Below are 15,873 nucleotides of genomic sequence, written 5' to 3'. Positions count from 1 at the left end.
GGGTGCGCCGCTGGGTCAGTGCCCGCCAGTACACAGAATTGTTTTCTTTGGCCGCTAGCTTGGATTAATTGTGCGCAGCCGAGAAGTCAGGGGATTCGTCCATGCAGCGATTCGAGAATGCCCGCGAGGCGGCGCTGGCGCTTCGGCCGGACGATCCGGTCTACTGCTTTCGCCCGCAGGTGCTGAAGGCGGATGCCAAACAGTTCATGGGCATGTTTCCCGGCAAGACCGCCTACGCAGTCAAGACCAATGGCGAGCAGATCGTGCTGAAGGCGCTGGTCGAAGCCGGCGTCACCGCTTTCGATGTGGCCTCGCCCGGCGAGTTCGCCGCAGTGCGCGCCGTCTCACCCGACGCCGAGATGCTCTACATGCATCCGGTCAAGGCGCAGTCGGACATCAAGCTTGCGCTGGAAAAATACGCCATCCGCGTCATTTCGCTCGACCATGAGGACGAGATCACCAAGCTGACGCGGGTGGTGCGGGCGCTTGACATCGATCCGGGCTCCATCAGCGTGTTCGTGCGCATCCAGACCAAGGGCTCGGCGGCCTATGAACTGTCGAAGAAATTCGGCGCCGGGCCGGCCTATGCTGTGGAACTCGCCGAGCGACTCAACCGCACCGGCTACAAGGTCGGCCTATGCTTCCATGTCGGCAGCCAGATCGAGGATCCCGACACCTATGAGCGGGCGCTGGCCTCCGCCGATTGGGTGCGCAACCGGCTGACCTTCGACATTGCGGGCCTCGATGTCGGCGGCGGCTTTCCCGCCGAGTACGGCCATGACCCCAATCGCAAGCAGATCGAGATGCCGTCGCTCGGCCAGATCATGTCGCGGCTGTCGGGCGACCTGAGGGAATACCAGTTCGACCAGATCCCGTTGGTGGCCGAGCCCGGCCGGGTGATCGTGGCGCGCTGCCTGTCGCTGATCGTGCGGGTGCTGCTGCGCAAGGGCAAGCGGCTCTACATCAATGACGGCATCTGGGCGTCGCTGTCGGATTCTTGGACCGGCAAGATCACACTGCCGGCCCGCTTCATCCCCGATCCGGCGATCCGCTCGCGCAATGGCGAGGAGAAGAACATCGTGCCGTTCAAGGTCTGCGGCGCGACCTGCGATTCCGTCGACATCCTGTCGCGGCCGTTCTGGCTGCCGGAAACCGTCGACACCGGCGACTGGATCGAGATCGGCCATATCGGTGCCTATTCGCTGTCGCTGAGAACCCGCTTCAACGGCTTTTATCCCGATACCTTCGTCGAGGTGACGACACCCTTCGATGAAGGCGATGCGCCGCAGGGATTCGCCAGCCTAGAGACGATGGCGGACTAAGCGACCCCGCCACCGGCCTGGATATTCTCGCCGGTCAGCCAGCGGGCCTCGTCGCTGGCCAGGAAGACCGCGACATCGGCAACGTCGCGGGGCGCGCCGATCCTGCCAAATGGAGACATGCCGGCCGCCACGGCGCGATCGCGCTCGGGAAGCAGGTCCGTGTCGGTGAAGCCAGGCGACAGCGCATTCACGGTGATGCCGCGCGGTCCGAGTTCACGCGAGAGCACACGGACGAATTGTTCGACGGCGCCCTTGCCGCCGAGATAGAGCGCCGTTTGCGTGAAGAACATCTTGGTGCCGCCGGTGGAGACCGCGATGATGCGGCCGCCGTTTCGCACACGGCGCGCTGCTTCCTGAAGCACGAAGAACGTGCCCTTGGCGTTGGTGCCGAAGACATGGTCGAAATCGGCTTCGGTTGCCTCGGTCAGAGGCTTGATGACGGCGACGCCGACATTGGCAACCACGATGTCGATCGCGCCGAACTCACTCTCAGCCTCGTCAAACAGGCGATGAATATCCGAGACGCTTGATATGTCGGCCTGGACGGCGATCGCCTTTCCTCCCTTGCCGGCGATGGCGGCCACGACCTCGTCAGCGGCTTCGTGGTTGCCGACATAGTTGACGACGACGGCAGCGCCCTTGGAGGCGAGTCCTTCGGCGATGGCTCGCCCAATGCCGCGCGAACTGCCGGTGACGAGTGCGGTTTTGCCTTGCAAGGACTTGGGCATGATACGTTTCCTTCAATCATTCAGGCCCGTGCCGGTTTCATCTGACGGGTCCGCTAGTCGAGAAATAGGGCCATGCAACTGATCAGATAATGGCCTATTATCTGACTATCTTGTTAATCTAGGGATACACAATGCGCGGTTCTGAATTCACCGAGTTCAAGGCATTCGCCGCAATCGTGGAAGAGCGTAGTTTCGTCCGCGCCGCCGCCCGGCTGCGTGTTTCCCCGCCGGCGCTCAGCCAGTCGATCCGGCAACTGGAGGCTCGCATCGGCGTCAGGTTGCTGAATCGCACGACGCGTAGTGTTTCACCCACTGGTGCTGGCGAGACGCTGTTTGCGCGCCTTGCCGTTGCGTTCGAAGAGCTGGAGGGCGCCGTAGCGGACATTCATGCCGCGCGTGATCGGCCGGCGGGTTCGCTACGAATAAACGTGCCGCGTGTTGCCGCGGTGCGGTTCATCGGCCCGATCCTTGGCGACTTCCAACGCGCCTATCCTGATATCGCGCTGACCGTCATCGTCGACGATACCCTGACCGATATCGTCGAGGGCCGGTTCGACGCCGGGATCCGTCTCGGCGAGCGGCTGCAGAAGGACATGGTGGCGGTCAAGCTCAGCGACGATTTGCAGATGGCGGCGGTGGCCGCCCCGGCCTACCTTGAGGGCCGCGCAACTCCCCGTCATCCCCAGGATCTGCACCAGCACCAATGCATCAACTTCCAATGGCCGGGCGGCGGCAACCTCTACCGGTGGGAGTTTTCTCGCGGCAAGCGGGTTTTGGAAATTGCTGTTCAGGGCAGCCTGACTGTCAACGACACCGAGCTGATGCTGAAGGCGGCGCTGGGTGGAGCAGGCGTCGCCTACATGATCGACTATCAGGTCCAGTCGTGGATCGATGCGGGCAGGCTGATGAGATTTCTAGAGCCCTGGTCGCCCAGCTTTCCAGGCTTCTTCCTGTATCACCCGAGTTCGAGGCACGTCCCCCCGGCTTTGCGGGCATTTATCGACTTCGTCCGGGCAAGGAGTAGGGAATAGGGAATTCGGCTTGGGGAGCTTCTACTCCCAACCCCAACGCCTACTCACTCTCTTCACAACTTCCCCAAAAGCTCCGGCGTTGGCCAGCCGTCGACCGGCATGCCGAGCCGCATCTGTTCCTTGCGGATGGCTTCGCGGGTGTTGGTGCCCAGAATGCCGTCGACGGTGCCGACGTCATAGCCCCTGGCTTCGAGCTTGGTCTGCAATTCCTTCATCTGGTCGCCATTGAGCCCGGTTTCGGGATTGCGCGGGTCGAACTGCTTTGCCCCGGCCAGCCGGCTGGCGAAGTTGGCGGCGGTCAGCGCGTAGGTGAAGGACTGGTTCCATTCCAGATAGACGTCGAAATTGTCGTAGGCCAGGAAGGCCGGACCTTTGCGGCCCATCGGCAGCGCCAGGCCGGCCTTCAGGCCATTGTCGATCAGCGGCGTGCCATCGGGATTGGTGACGCCCCAGGCGGCCCATTGCGACAGCGGCAACTTGTTGGTGCGGCCGGTCTGCTCCCAGGGCATGTCCTCGGGCACGCGCACTTCCTCGATCCAGGGCTGGTCGCGTTTCCAGCCGCGCGACAGCACCTTGTTGGCCGTGGTCATGATCACGTCGGGTACGCTGCGCCTGAGGTCGACGATGCCGTCGCCGTCGCCGTCGACTCCGCGCGCGAGATAATCGGAAGGCAGGATCTGCGTCTGGCCGATCTCGCCGGCCCAGGCGCCGGTGACGTCGGCCGGAACGACGCCGCGATCGATCAGCGTCAACAGCGGCACCAGTTGCGGCCGAAACAGCTGCGGGCGGCGGCAGTCATGCGACAGCGTCACCAAGGCGCTCAGCGTGTGGAAATCGCCCTGGACGGCGCCGAAATCGGTCTCCAGCCCCCAGAAGGCGGTGATGATCGGCGCCTGGACACCGAACTGCTGGTCGGCGCGCGCGAAGACTTCGGCGTATTTCTTCAGGTTGGCCGCGCCCTGCTTCAGCCGGTAGGCCGAGATCATGCGGTTGGAGAACTGGATGAAGGTCTGGGCGAAGACGCCCTGGGCGCGATCGCGCGCCAGCACCTTGTCGTCGATGGTGGCGGCTTCCAGTGCGTCAAGGCCGACAGCGCCGACACCGGCCGCCCTGGCTTCCGCCGCCACGCCTTGCTTCCAGGTTTCGAAGTCGCCGCCGCATTCCTGCGCCGCCGCCGGCACGACCGCGGCGCCGAGCAGCAGGGCCGCGAGCAACCCGGAGCGCAGGCGGCTCTTCGACTGTTTCCGGCGTGGATATCCCAGTGGTTGCAGGTAGGTGCGCATGGGACGTCGAAAAGCAGGCGGCAGAGCCGGTGTCAACGGGTGTTCTGCCGCAGCCACTTTTTCCAGGCTGCCTCAGTGCCGTTGAAGACGTTGATATCGGACTTGCCGGTCATGCCGGGAACGATACCGGTTCCGGTGTATTGCCAGAAGGTGAAAGGGTGGCTGCCGTACTTCTGGCGGGGGTGGCCGGCCACCGAGCGCAGCCAGTAGGGATAGCCGCGGAAGGTCGAAAGGTCGTTATCGTCGAAGAAGTCGACCGAGGTGTAGATGATCGGCTTCTTGCCATAGTGCCGCTCGATCATCTCGAGAAAGGTGGTCATTTCGGCCCGCACCGTCGCCGAATCCGGGCGCAGCCGGCAGGTCGGCGATTGCGGGTTCCACTCCATGTCGAGCACCGGCGGCATGGCCGAGCGGTCGACGGGCACGTTCTGGATGAACCAGCGCGCCTGGGTGGCGGCCGGCGTGCAGAAATAGAAGAAATGGTAGGCCGCGCGCGGAATGCCATTGGCCTTGGTGCGCGACCAATGCTCGTTGAAATACTCGTCGAAACGGTCGCCGCCCTCGGTCGCCTTGATGAAGGCGAAGGAGATGCCGCTGGCCTTGGCCGTCGGCCAGTCGACCGAGGTCTGGTATTTGGAGACGTCGGTGCCGTGAACGGCATAGTTCCAAGGCGCGCCGCTATCCCATTCATGCGGCTTGGAATCTTCGAAACGCGGTGCGCGCACGGCAACCGTCGGGCTGCTGGATGGCGACATCGAGGGCACGAGATCGCCGGCGGTCGAGCAGGCGGCCAGCAGCGTCAACGTGATGAGGGCCGCGAAACGGCGCATCGCATTTCCCGAGCCGGAATCAGCCGGTCGCTGTTGGGTTGTCGTTGCAGGTGCCCCTCAGGCGATCGCCCCACAGCATCGCCTGATACGCTATTTTCGTGCATGTCGTTGTTCCAAAACCGCTGCGCACTTTTGGGCGACATGCACCAGTGATCGCCGATCATGGTTGATAACAGGTTGACGGCGCTCGACAAGAACACCGATTTTGCGGAAGCAATGGCGGCAAATCGATGACATAAATCGGGCCGCAAGCCACGGGCAGCGGAAAAGCAGGGACGGAAAGATGCGGATCGCCGTGAAGATCATCAAATGGCTGCTCGGCCTGGTCGTGCTGGCGATAGCCGCGCTGTTTGCCTGGCTCTACATCGCTCCGCCCGACCTGATCCGCGTCGGTTCCGGCTATTCCGCCAAGATCGTCTGCTCGAATGTTTTTATCGCCGGCCGTGATCCCAATGAGGTGCTTGCCATCGACGTGCAGGCGCCCGGCCATCCGCTGCTCAGGCTGATGAAGGTGTCGGTCGACAAGAACAGGGGGACCGTCTCGGCCGGGCTGCTTGGCTTCCTCGGCAAGAGCGTTGCCGTTGCGCGCGCCGGCCTGGGTTGCGCCTCGGTTCCCGATGGCGACGTCGGCAAGGCACGGCGCACGTCAATCCCTGCCGAGGCGTCGGCGGCCACCAAGGGCGATCTGTGGCCCGGGGGAGATCGAGTCGACGCCTCGCAAAATCCCGAAATCAACAAGATCCTCGACGGTGCGGCGATGACCGGCATCGGCATGCGCGCCGTGGTGGTGGTCAAAAATGGCCGCATTGTTGCCGAGCGTTATGGCGAGGGCTTTTCGGCGAAAACGCCGCTGCTGGGCTGGTCTATGACCAAGACAGTCAACGCCGCGCTCGTCGGCACGCTGGTCAAGGACGGCAAGATGGCGGTGACCAATCAGGGCCTGTTCGGCTCATGGAAGGCGGACGGCCGCGCCACCATCAGCCTTGCCGATATGATGGCGATGTCGAGCGGACTCGAGTTCAACGAGGATTATGGCGACGTTGCCGATGTGACGCGCATGCTCTACCTCGAACCGGATATGGCGGGCTTCGCCGAGGCCAAGCCGCTGACCGGCGACGTCGGCAAGGTCTTTTCCTATTCGAGCGGCACGGCGGTGATGCTGTCGCGGCTGTGGCAGGATGCTATCGGCGACAAGGACAAGGCGCTGATGTGGCCAAGGACAGCGCTGTTCGGGCCGCTCGGCATGCAAAGCGCGGTGCTCGAAACCGACGAGGAGGGTACCTTTGTCGGCTCATCCTACCTCTATGCCACGGGGCATGACTGGGCGCGGTTCGGCCAATTCCTGCTGCAGGGCGGCGTCTGGAACGGCAACCAGATCCTGCCGGCCGGTTTCGTCGACTGGATGCGCGAACCGGCACCGGCCTCGAAAGTCTACGGCAAGGGGCAACTTTGGATCGAAGCCCCGGGGGACGAAGGAAATCCCGGCGCCGGCGTCGCCGCCGGCCTGCCCAACGATACCTACTGGATGGAGGGCCATGACGGCCAGACGGTCGCCATCATCCCGTCGGAGCAACTGGTGGTGGTGCGGCTGGGGTTGACGCCGGCCAAGCTCGGCTACCGGCCGCAGGTGATGGTCGGCGCGCTGATGAAGGCACTGCGCTAGCTCCCTTTACCCTCCCCTTGATGGGGATGGTCGGCGCGTAGCGCCGGGGCGGGGTGCCTGGCCACCCGCGCCTTCGGCGCGACCTCCCCCATCGAGGGGGAGGTAAGAGTGCGCGATCTTGACGACCGCCAGCCAGGCATAGCCGCGATAAAGCGCGCGGAAACAGAAGCTTGCGCCGGTTCGCCGAGATTCCGATTCCAAGACTTCGCGCAATGATTCACGTGGCGTGACATGGAATTTCTTGAGCCAGCCGCGCAGCAATGTCCGGAACCAGTTGGGCAAGCCTTCCTGCTGGCCGAAATCGACGACATGCAGCGAGCCGCCGGGTGCGAGTGCCGCAAGGGCTGCTGAAACCGTCTTTTTCCAGCCGGGGATCATCGACAGCGAATAGGACACGAAGATGCGGTCGAAGCGCTCGATGCCGAACAGCGTCTTGGCGTCGAAATCGGTGGCGTCGCCGCGCGCCAGCACGACGCGGCCGGACAGGCCGTCGCGGCCGATCGCCTTGCCGGCGGTCTCCAGCATCTCAGCCGAGATGTCGAGGCCGTAGAGGCGGGCGTCGGGATAGTGGCGGGCTACAAGCGCGATGTTGCGGCCGGTGCCGCAGCCAAGTTCGAGCACTCTGCCATTCGCCGGCACATCCAGCCCGGATATCATCTGGTCGCGGCCGAGCAGGTAATATTTGCGAGTCAGGTCGTAGATGTGGCGCTGCCAGCGGTAGACGCCGTCCATCAGTTCGGCATGGTCGGCCGGCAGCTCGCTCGCGCTCATGCCGCGCGCTTCACATAGAGGTGGAAGCCGCCATAAATCGCAGAGCGGTCGCGGGCCGAACAGTCGCGCGAGGCCTCGTCCTCGTAGGTCCACTGGTCGAGCAGCGAGATCGAGACGCGGCCCGGCAGCAGGCTGGGCTCGGCGGCGGTACGGAAGATGACTCGGGCGCCGACCGAGGCGGTGCGGGTGATCTCCGACCAAAGGGCATTGAGCTGGTCGTCCGTCATCCAGTCCTGCGCGTCGAGCAGGACGAAACGGTCGACGGTGCCTGCGTCCTTGCCGGCCAGAAATTCGATCAGATTGGCGTGGTGGATGCCGACGCGATCGACATTGTTGCGGATCGCCTTGTAGTTGGCCTCTTCTAGATAGGCGGGCAGGGCGGCCTCACCCGGATTGGGATAGCGACGGGCGAAGGCTTGCCAAGCGAAGTAGTTGTTCTTCAGCGGAAAATCGCAAGCGAGCTTTTCCAGCCGGGCCTTCAGCACGCTGGCCATCGAACCATCGCCCGAGGTGATCAGCGAATCGTACTGCGCCGGCGGAATGCCGAGGCCGAACAGCGAAGCCTTGCGCGAGGTAGCCCAGCGCAACAGCTTCTTGTCGAAGACCGGCGCCAGCTCTTCGTTGAAGAAGCGGCGCTGGTCGGCGAGGCTCTTCGACGCCATGATACCGGCGGGATCGACGCCGAAGAATTTGGCGATGCGGTGGCCCATGGCGATGAACAGGCCGAGCAGGCCGGTCTGGTAGAAATTGCGGTCGAAGACGGTGATGCGCCGGCGGCCGCGCCAGCTGCGACGCTCCCAATAGTGGCGGCTGACCGGGTCGAGATGCGGCGCGATGAAGCGGTCATAGGCTTGCGAATTGTGGTTGGTGTCGGCGGCGCCGAAGAAACGGAACAGATCGCTCTGCGAGGGCAGATGCCGCACCGCCTCCAGCTTCATCCGGTTCAAGGCGATGTGGGCGGCGTTGAGGTCGACCGCATCGACGCGTTCAGGCGAGCGGGTGAGGTAGGCGAGGATGTTGCAGCCGCCCGACGCTATGGTGACGAGGCGGTGGCCCTGGCCAAGCTGCATGGCCTCCATGTCGACTTCAGGGTCTTCCCAGATCTGCGGATAGACAAGGCCGGAAAACAGCAGCGCAAACAGTCGTTCGGAAAGGCCGGCCTGCGAAAGCGGGCGGTTCTGGTAGACGGCTTTTCCAACTTCCTTGCCGCGGCGAAAAACGAGATCCGAGGAGACGTCCGTCATGGCAAAGTGATTCCCCATTTGCTTTGCCGCAAGCGGGTAACTCAGGGGCATGACAGGCGGGTGACAGCCTGTTGACGCGAGTTCAGGCCTTGCCAAACCCGCCCGGCGTCGGCGTCGTCAGGATGACGGCGTCGCCGGCGTCGAGCACGGTCTGGTCGCAGGCCTTCAGCGTCTCGACGCTGCCGTCCTGGCGGCGGACCTTGGTCGAGCCGACCTCGCCGTCACCGCCGCCATCAAGGCCTTGCGGCGGGCGGTTGCGGTGCGAGGACAGGATGGCGCATTCCATCTTTTCGAGGAAACGGATCGTCCGCCTGGTGCCGTCACCGGCATCCCATTTGCCTTTGCCGCCGGAGCCTTCGCGAATGTGAAAATCCTCGAGCAGCACGGGAAAGCGCAATTCCAGCACCTCCGGGTCGGTCAGGCGCGAATTGGTCATGTGGGTGTGGACGCCGGATGTGCCGGCAAAGCCGCGGCCGGAGTTCATCTGTCCGGCCGGCGAACCGGAGCAGATCGTCTCGTAATACTGGTACTGCTTGTTGCCGAAGGTCAGGTTGTTCATCGTGCCTTGCGCATTGGCCATGGCGCCCATGGCTCCGAACAGCGCGTTGGTGACATGCTGCGAGGTCTCGACATTGCCGGCGACGACTGCTGCGGGGTAGGCCGGCTTCAGCATCGAGCCGTCGGGGATGATGATGTTGATGGGCCTGAGGCACCCGGCATTCATCGGGATCATGTCCTCGACCATGACGCGGAAGGCATAGAGCACGGCGGCGCGGGCGACGGGCTCGGGCGCGTTGAAATTGTTCTTCATGACAGGCGAGGTGCCGGTGAAGTCGACGGTCGCTTCGCTCTTTTGCCGGTCGACCGTGATCTTCACCTTGATCACCTGGCCGGTGTCGGTCGGGTATTCATACTGCGAGCTGTCAGGCAGCCTTTCCAGCACGCGGCGCACGCTTTCGGCGGCATTGTCCTGGACATGGCCCATATAGGCCTCGACGACATCGAGGCCGAAATGGGAGACCATTTTGCGCAGTTCCGCCACGCCCTTTTCATTGGCGGCGATCTGCGCCTTTAGGTCGGCGATGTTCTGGTGCGGGTTGCGGGCGGGGTAGGGGTGGTCGGTGAGCAGCGTTTGCAGCTCCGCCTCGCGGAATTTTCCACGATCGACAACGCGGAAATTGTCGAACAGCACGCCTTCCTCGTCGACCGTGGTGGCAAGCGGCGTCATCGAGCCGGGGGCAGTGCCGCCGATATCGGCATGATGGCCGCGTGAGGCTACGTAGAAGATTACCTCCTCCCCCCTTGAGGGGGAGGTGGCGGCGGAGCCGCCGGAGGGGGTCGTTGCGGCAGTGCTCGACGCTCTTGTGGTGCCTTCTGAGAGGACCCCACCCGGCCGCTGCGCGGCCACCCTCCCCTCGAGGGGGAGGGAAAATACCGGCGTCACCACGGTGATGTCGGGCAGATGCGTGCCGCCATTGTAAGGTGCGTTCAGCGCAAAGACGTCGCCGGGGTGGATGTCGCCGGAGTTCAGCCGGATGATGGTTTCGACCGAGCGGTCCATTGAGCCGAGATGCACCGGCATGTGCGGCGCGTTGGCGACCAGCGCGCCGTGGCGGTCGAAGACGGCGCAGGAGAAATCCAGCCTTTCCTTGATGTTGACGGAATAGGCGGTGTTCTGCAGCGTAACGCCCATCTGTTCGGCGATCGACATGAAGAGGTTGTTGAAGACCTCCAGCATCACCGGATCGGCTTCGGTACCGAGGGCAGCCGTGCGAACTTTCCGTTCGGTGCGGCGGATGACGACGTGATTGAGGTTGGTGATTTCGGCCCGCCAGCCCGGCTCGACGACGATGGTCTGGTTCGGCTCGATGATCAAAGCGGGGCCTGCGATCAGGTTGGATGGGCGCAGATTTTCGCGACGATGGATGCCGGCCTCATGCCAGCGGCCCTCGGTGTAGATGCGCCGCGTTCCGGACGCACCCGCTTCAACCCTTGCCGGTCCGGCGGGCGCAACGGCTTCGGCCGTGGTCTCGACGATCTCGGCGCCTTCCACGCCAACGGTCTCGACGATCATCGGCTTGTCATCATAGACGAACCCGAACTGCGCCTTGTGGGCGATTTCGAAATCGCGCCTGGCCTGGAAGATCGAGTCGCCTTCGAAATTCACCGGCAGCGTGGTGTCGGTGCCGTCATAGCGGATGTGCAGCACCGGCTTTGCCGCAATCTTGTCCTCGGCGATGCCTTGCGCTACCAATTCGGCGATGACGGCTTTTTTCAACGTGCCGATGAGGCTGCCCATCTGGGTCCTGGATTCTTCGGCAAGCGGCTTCAGGAGCGCCTGCTGGCGCGACGCGAAAACCGACGACAGGCCGATACCATAGGCTGAGAGCAGACCGGAGAAGGGGTGGATCAGTACCGCCTCCATGCCGAGCGCGTCGGCAACCAGGCAGGCATGCTGGCCGCCGGCGCCGCCAAAACAGTTCAAGAGATATTCAGTGACGTCATAGCCGCGCTGCACGGAGATCTTCTTGATGGCATTGGCCATGTTTTCCACCGCGATGGTGACGAAGCCTTCGGCGACGGCTTCCGGCGTGCGGCCATCGCCGATTTCGACGGCCAGCGCAGCGAATTTTTTGCGCACGGCGGCCACATCGAGCGGCTGGTCCTGGCCTGGGCCGAAAATTGCCGGGAAGAAATCGGGCTGCAGCTTGCCCAGCATGACATTGGCGTCGGTGACGGCCAGCGGGCCGCCGCGCCGGTAGGCGGCGGGGCCAGGATTGGCGCCGGCGGAATCCGGGCCGGCGCGGAAACGGCCGGCTTCGTAGTGCAGGATCGAGCCGCCGCCGGCAGCGACGGTATGGATGCGCATCATCGGCGCACGGATGCGCACGCCGGCGACCTCGGTGTCGAAGGCGCGCTCATACTCGCCGTCATAATGGGCGACGTCGGTCGAGGTGCCGCCCATGTCGAAACCGATGACTTTCTCGAATCCGGCGAGTTTCGCCGTCTCGACCATGCCGACGACACCGCCGGCCGGGCCGGACAGCAGCGCGTCCTTGCCCTGAAACATGTCGGCGGCGGTAAGCCCGCCCGACGACATCATGAACATCAGGCGAGGGTTCTCCCTCCCCCTCGAGGGGAGGGTGGCGGCGAAGCCGCCGGGTGGGGTCGCCGCGGCAGTGCTCGACGCTTTGGTGGTGCCTCCTGAGAGAACCCCCTCCGTCGGCTTTGCCGACTGCCCTTCGCTATGGCTCCGGGCGTTCGTCGCTGAAAAAGCCAAATCGTTGGCTTTTTCTCGGCCTTTGGCCGACCGCTCCTCACCCCCCACAAGTGGGGAGATTGGCGTCGCGCCCAGTTCTCCCGCCACCCTTTGCACATAGCGCGACAGGATCGGCGACAGATAGGCATCGACCACGGTGGTGTCGCCGCGGCCGACCAGTTTGATCAGCGGCGAGACTTCATGGCTGACCGAGACTTGGCTGAACCCGATCTTGCGGCAGACTTTCGCCACCGCCTTCTCGTGGTCGGGATATTTCCAGGCATGCATGAAGACGATGGCCACCGCATCGATGCCGTCGGCCTTCGCCTGTTCGATGGCGGGCCGGCAGGCGGCGATGTCGAGCAAGCGCTCGACCTCGCCATTGGCGCGCACACGCTCGTCGATCTCGATGACTCGCTCGTAGAGCTGTTCGGGAAGGATGATCTCCTTGGCGAAGATGTCCGGCCGCGCCTGATAGGCGATCTTCAGCGCGTCGCGAAAGCCCTTGGTGATGAGCAAAAGCACACGGTCGCCCTTGCGCTCCAGCAGCGCATTCGTGGCAACGGTGGTACCCATCTTGACGTCACCGACCAGGCCCGGAGGAATAGCGGTGCCGGATTTCAGCCCCAGAAGCTCGCGGATGCCGGCTATGGCCGCGTCGGGATAGGCTTCGGGATTTTCCGACAGGAATTTCCTGGGATGCAAACCGCCTTGCGGATCACGTCCGATCACGTCGGTAAAGGTGCCGCCGCGGTCGATCCAAAAATCCCATTTCTTGTCCACGCAGAACTCCGGCATTGCATTTGGGTCCAGACTGTTAGTTCGGCATCGCCCGGCCCGCAATCTGCGCGGATGTTACATCAGGAAACGCAACGTTACGAAACTCATGGCCGTTTGATGCATTTTGCCTTCGACCGTTCACCGCAACGTGAGCGTGTGTTGAAGGAGAGATGTCATGAAAAAGCTCATTCTTGCTTCCGTTTCCGCCCTGGCCCTGTTCGGCGTTGCCGCCTGCAGCGACAGCGGTACGGATAACACCACCACCCAGAGCACCAATCCGCCAGCCGCCGAGCCCATGAAGCCGGCGACGCCGGATGCACCGAAGCCTGCAGAACCGGCTCCGGCAACACCTGCTCCTGCCCCCGCGCAGTAGCAGCAGTCTCGGTCACTTTGACGTGACGAGAGAGGAGGCCGGCTTCGCGCCGGCCTTCCTGCGTTTAGGTCGATTCGGGGCTCAAGGGCCTTGAACCGGCTCTTTCCTACGGTTTGGGATCTGGCGCGTCGGTTGCTTGCGTAAATTCGGTCCACTCTGCGGCGCTGTCTTGGCTTGATAGCAATGGCCGGCGGCCCTAATAAGCGCTCATGTCGATTTGGGATCGCCTCGGCGACTTCATCACCCGCGTTTCATCTTCAGCCACGTCCGGCGTAGCCGATGTGGTTGAGGCCGTGCGCACGGTTTTCTCCGGTGACGCTGATCTGCGCCGGCGTGTTGCCTTCTCTGTGGCGATGATTGCGCTGTCAGCCAAGATGGCCAAGGCCGATGGCATCGTCACCCAGGACGAGGTTCGCGCGTTCCAGGAAATATTCGAGGTGCCGCGAGAACAGACCCGCAATGTGGCGCGGCTTTACGATCTGGCCAAGCGCGACGTCGCCGGGTTCGAGACCTATGCCGAGAGTATGGCGCAGATGTGCGGCTCGGGCCATTCGAACTGCGTCATGCTGGAAGACATACTCGACGGTCTGTTCCATATCGCCAAGGCGGATGGGCTGGTGCATGAGCGCGAAGGGATTTTCCTGCACCGTATTGCCGAGATTTTCCGCATCGACGAGGTGCACTACGAGGCCATCATGGCCAGGCACGTCAATCTCGGCGCCGGCGATCCCTATATCGTGCTCGGCATTGAGCGCGGCAAGCCGTTCGAGGAGGTCAGGAAGCGATACCGCAAGCTGGTCTCCGACAATCATCCGGACCGGCTGATCGCGCGCGGCCTGCCGCAGGAATTCATCAAGATTGCAACGACCAGGGTCGCGGCGATCAACGCGGCCTATGAAGTGATCGAGCGGGGCCTCAGGCACGCATGACCGGCTTCTCGCCCGACGAGCCAAGCGCGGAGGTCAGGGTATCGCCGAATTTCGGCCCGCGGCGCGAAACGCTCAGGCCCGACATGATCGTGCTGCACTATACCGGCATGGCGACTGGTGCTGCCGCGGAAGCCTGGTTGTGCAACCCCGCAAGCGAAGTCTCGTCGCACTACCTCGTCCATGAGGATGGCCGCATCATCCAGATGGTGCGCGAAAGCGACCGCGCCTGGCATGCCGGTGCAAGTTCCTGGTTCGGTCGTCGCGACATCAACTCCTGTTCGGTCGGCATCGAAATCGTCAATCCCGGCCATTCGCTCGGCTATTCGGCCTTTCCCAAGCGGCAGGTGGAAGCGGTGATCGGGCTTTGCCTTGGTATCATCGAACGCCATTCCATTACGGCGCAAAGGGTGCTTGCCCATTCCGACATCGCGCCGGGGCGCAAGATCGACCCGGGCGAGAAATTCCCCTGGAATGCGCTGTTTGCGGCCGGGGTCGGCCATCTCGTGCCTGCGGCGCCGGTCCGGCGCGGCGCGGTGCTGAAAGCCGGCGATACCGGCGCCCAGATCGAGGCACTGCAGTCTATGCTGGCGCTCTATGGCTATGGCGTCGAGATATCAGGTGTCTTCGACCGCCAGACCGAAATCGTCGTCGAAGCTTTTCAGCGGCATTTCCGACCACGCCTGGTGGATGGCGTCGCCGACGGCTCTACGTCTAGCACGCTGCAAAGCCTGCTGACTTCCCTTAGGTCAGTTGCGTCTAAATAATCTTTTCCTGATATTCAAGTTACAGCCTGTCACTGAAAGTGAATTGCCTCGCCTTGTTCGACACAAATTCCGCCCTCAAAGGCAGTTCGTGCAAGTTATCGGACCTCCAGCCCCCCCGGATGCTCCGATATTGATTAGGCGTTGCTGCGTGAAGATCTTCGCGCGGCCAAACAGAACAGGACCACATGCAGAAATTGACCGTTGTAACGGCAGCTATTGCTGCCGGAGTAATGACTTTTGCCTTCAGCACGGCCGATGCCGCACCACTGAGCCAGAGGGCAGACCAGGGCTTCATCGCCGCACCCGCCAAGGCCACCATGACGAAGGCAAACCCGAAAGCAAAAAGGGCAACCACCGCGAAAGTGCGCAAAGCAGCCGTGGTGAAGGCCAGAAAAGCCACGGCCAAGAGGCATTTTAAGCGCAACAGGAAGAGCGTCGACCTGACGACGACCGCATCGATCCGCCCAAGCACCGCTGCGGAGTCGACTGCGGCAGCCGCGCTTGGCGGCCAGTATTCGGCAATCATTGCCCGCTATGCCGCGGCCGAAGGCGTGCCGGTGTCGCTGGCCCAGGCGGTCATCAAGATCGAGAGCAACTACCGGCCGAACATCGTCGGCGGCGCGGGTGAAATCGGCCTGATGCAGATCAAGCCGGCAACGGCGCGGATGATGGGTTATAGCGGCTCCGCCAAGGGTCTGTTCGATCCCGACACCAACATCAAATACGGCATGAAGTACCTTGCCATGGCGCGCAATCTCGGCGGCGGCACCACCTGCGGCACGATCCTGAAATACAATGCCGGCCATGCCGCGACGAGGATGAACCCGGTGTCGGCGGCCTATTGCGGCAAGGTCAAGGTGCAGTTGGCGGCATTGGGATCGCCGGCATAAGTCTGC

General features: G+C 63.3%; 13 protein-coding genes. 7 read left to right on the top strand and 6 right to left on the bottom strand.

Annotated elements, in window-relative coordinates; genetic code table 11:
• The first annotated feature begins 101 nt into the window (after positions 1-101).
• A complete protein-coding gene (locus NKH22_RS07535; RefSeq protein WP_023668250.1) occupies positions 102-1,322 on the top strand; it encodes an alanine racemase in 1,221 nt (406 codons plus the stop codon).
• Here NKH22_RS07535 and NKH22_RS07530 read toward each other — a convergent pair.
• Complete coding sequence (locus tag NKH22_RS07530; protein ID WP_352909281.1) at positions 1,319-2,050, bottom strand: SDR family oxidoreductase; 732 nt, start codon at positions 2,048-2,050, stop codon at positions 1,319-1,321. The genes NKH22_RS07535 and NKH22_RS07530 overlap by 4 nt on opposite strands.
• Positions 2,051-2,181: 131 nt before the next feature.
• On the opposite strand from NKH22_RS07530, the gene NKH22_RS07525 reads away from it, so the two are divergent.
• Positions 2,182-3,081, top strand: coding sequence for a LysR family transcriptional regulator (locus NKH22_RS07525; protein ID WP_352909279.1), 900 nt, complete (start codon positions 2,182-2,184; stop codon positions 3,079-3,081).
• A 53-nt stretch (positions 3,082-3,134) separates the two neighbouring features.
• On the opposite strand, the gene NKH22_RS07520 is transcribed toward NKH22_RS07525, so the two are convergent.
• Both NKH22_RS07520 and NKH22_RS07515 read right to left on the bottom strand, forming a co-directional pair.
• Positions 3,135-4,364, bottom strand: a complete 1,230-nt coding sequence (locus NKH22_RS07520; RefSeq protein ID WP_352909278.1) for a lytic murein transglycosylase — start codon at positions 4,362-4,364, stop codon at positions 3,135-3,137.
• Between the two features lie 32 nt (positions 4,365-4,396).
• Positions 4,397-5,194: a glycoside hydrolase family 25 protein gene (locus tag NKH22_RS07515; protein ID WP_023668254.1), complete on the bottom strand. Its 798-nt coding sequence runs from the start codon at positions 5,192-5,194 to the stop codon at positions 4,397-4,399.
• A gap of 283 nt (positions 5,195-5,477) precedes the next feature.
• Between NKH22_RS07515 and NKH22_RS07510 the strand changes: the two genes are divergently transcribed.
• Positions 5,478-6,857 carry a serine hydrolase domain-containing protein gene (locus tag NKH22_RS07510; RefSeq protein WP_352909276.1) on the top strand — a complete coding sequence of 460 codons (1,380 nt, stop codon included), beginning with the start codon at positions 5,478-5,480 and terminating at the stop codon, positions 6,855-6,857.
• Between the two features lie 6 nt (positions 6,858-6,863).
• Here the strand turns inward: NKH22_RS07510 and NKH22_RS07505 are convergent, their stop codons facing one another.
• The 3 genes from NKH22_RS07505 to NKH22_RS07495 are packed head-to-tail and all read right to left on the bottom strand — an operon-like array spanning position 6,864 to position 12,914.
• The gene (locus NKH22_RS07505; RefSeq protein WP_352909275.1) at positions 6,864-7,628 is read right to left on the bottom strand and encodes a class I SAM-dependent methyltransferase; all 765 of its coding nucleotides are present in this window, start codon (positions 7,626-7,628) and stop codon (positions 6,864-6,866) included.
• On the bottom strand, positions 7,625-8,923 hold the full coding sequence (locus NKH22_RS07500; protein ID WP_352909274.1) for a BtaA family protein: 1,299 nt from the start codon (positions 8,921-8,923) through the stop codon (positions 7,625-7,627). Before NKH22_RS07500 ends, NKH22_RS07505 begins: the two co-directional genes overlap by 4 nt.
• Before the next feature lie 31 nt (positions 8,924-8,954).
• On the bottom strand, positions 8,955-12,914 hold the full coding sequence (locus NKH22_RS07495) for a hydantoinase B/oxoprolinase family protein (protein WP_352909273.1): 3,960 nt from the start codon (positions 12,912-12,914) through the stop codon (positions 8,955-8,957).
• Positions 12,915-13,086: 172 nt separating this feature from the next.
• On the opposite strand from NKH22_RS07495, the gene NKH22_RS07490 reads away from it, so the two are divergent.
• The 4 genes from NKH22_RS07490 to NKH22_RS07475 all read left to right on the top strand — a co-directional run bounded on the left by NKH22_RS07490 (position 13,087) and on the right by NKH22_RS07475 (position 15,867).
• Positions 13,087-13,284 carry a hypothetical protein gene (locus tag NKH22_RS07490; protein WP_023668260.1) on the top strand — a complete coding sequence of 66 codons (198 nt, stop codon included), beginning with the start codon at positions 13,087-13,089 and terminating at the stop codon, positions 13,282-13,284.
• Between the two features lie 209 nt (positions 13,285-13,493).
• Entirely contained in the window at positions 13,494-14,213 is a 720-nt protein-coding gene (locus NKH22_RS07485; RefSeq protein ID WP_352790973.1) for a TerB family tellurite resistance protein, read from the top strand.
• Positions 14,210-14,977: an N-acetylmuramoyl-L-alanine amidase gene (locus NKH22_RS07480; protein WP_023682147.1), complete on the top strand. Its 768-nt coding sequence runs from the start codon at positions 14,210-14,212 to the stop codon at positions 14,975-14,977. Before NKH22_RS07485 ends, NKH22_RS07480 begins: the two co-directional genes overlap by 4 nt.
• 185 nt (positions 14,978-15,162) lie before the next feature.
• Positions 15,163-15,867 carry a lytic transglycosylase domain-containing protein gene (locus tag NKH22_RS07475; protein WP_023682146.1) on the top strand — a complete coding sequence of 235 codons (705 nt, stop codon included), beginning with the start codon at positions 15,163-15,165 and terminating at the stop codon, positions 15,865-15,867.
• Positions 15,868-15,873 lie beyond the last annotated feature (6 nt).

The organism is Mesorhizobium sp. M1252 (assembly GCF_040318265.1).
Taxonomy (GTDB): Bacteria; Pseudomonadota; Alphaproteobacteria; order Rhizobiales; family Rhizobiaceae; genus Mesorhizobium.
This window is presented reverse-complemented; position numbering and strand designations above follow the sequence as displayed.